This is a genomic window from Oleiphilus sp. HI0086, assembly GCF_001635225.1.
In genome coordinates, this window is record NZ_LWFZ01001298.1 from 1 (window position 1) to 1063 (window position 1063).

General features: G+C 45.1%; 1 protein-coding gene. It reads left to right on the forward strand.

The window, feature by feature from the left end:
* A partial coding sequence (locus A3756_RS22275; RefSeq protein WP_197481472.1) for a topoisomerase DNA-binding C4 zinc finger domain-containing protein occupies positions 1-982 on the forward strand: 982 nt, incomplete at its 5' end.
* Positions 983-1063: the final 81 nt, after the last annotated feature.

Sequence of the window (1063 nt, forward strand, 5' to 3'; positions counted from 1 at the left end):
GGATGATGTTGCTCAAGATGAAAAGGACTGGAAAGCGGTTCTTAATGATTTCTACGACCATTTCACAACTCAACTAGACCAAGCACAGTCGCTTGATGGTGGTATGCGTGAAAATGATCCAACCGAGACAGATATTCCTTGCCCTAGTTGTGGTCGTCATATGCAGGTTCGTACGGGTAGTACGGGCGTGTTTTTGGGCTGTTCAGGTTACTCCTTGCCGCCAAAAGAGCGTTGTAAATCGACGATCAATCTTGTACCGGGTGATGAAATCGCCAGTGCAGATGATGAGGAAGGCGAGTCAAAACTTTTGCGTAAGAAGCGCCGTTGTTCAATTTGTTTAACCGCCATGGACAGTTATCTGATCGATGAGCAACGTAAGCTACACGTTTGTGGTAACAACCCGGACTGTTCTGGGTATGAAGTTGAAGAGGGTGAGTTTAAGATCAAGGGCTATGATGGCCCTGTATTAGAGTGTGATAAGTGTTCATCAGAAATGCAGCTTCGCACCGGCCGCTTTGGTAAGTACTTTGGTTGTACCAATGAAGAGTGTAAAAATACTCGTAAGTTATTGCGAAATGGTGAAGCCGCGCCACCGAAGATGGACCCAGTGCCGATGCCTGAATTAACTTGTGAGAAGGTTGAAGATACTTACATCTTACGAGATGGGGCTGCGGGATTATTCCTCGCGGCAAGTAAGTTCCCGAAGAATCGTGAAACTCGTGCTCCCTTAGTGAGTGAACTGCTGCCTCATAAAGATGAAATTGATACTAAGTATGAATTTCTTTTCTCAGCGCCGGTGAAAGATAATAAGGGCAATCCGTCGATTGTCCGTTTTAGCCGCAAGACGAAAGAGCAGTATGTGATGTCTGAAGAAAAAGTCGAAGAGAAGGTTAAAGCTACTGGCTGGTCGGCTCATTACCAGGATGGAAAGTGGGTTGAGACATTGCCTAAAGCTAAAAAGGCAAAAGCTAAAAAGAAGTAGCGAGTTGTCAGACATAAAAAAAGCCGCGCTAAGCGGCTTTTTTTATGTCCATCATTTACGTAACCTTTCAAGTAAGCTGGA